1 protein-coding gene is annotated in these 204 nt (G+C 38.2%); it reads left to right on the forward strand.

Annotated elements, in window-relative coordinates; all coding sequences use genetic code 11:
- The coding region (locus ACVC08_RS00175) for a hypothetical protein (RefSeq protein ID WP_452600500.1) at positions 1 to 204 on the forward strand (204 nt) is incomplete at both ends.

Here is a 204-nt window from a genome sequence, read left to right on the forward strand (position 1 = left end):
ACTGCTACTATTACTATTAATCAAACACCTGTACTTAACTTTACTGCAACTACTTGTGCTGCTAACTTATTAACTTACGATGTTTCTTTTAGCATTTCTCCTGCTTCTGCTGTTATTACGACCTCTGCAGGAACTGTTACTGGGAACTCTATTACTGGTGTTCCTGCTGGAACGGATATTACAATTACTGCAACTAGTGCTGTT

This window comes from Pontimicrobium sp. MEBiC06410, from assembly GCF_053601615.1.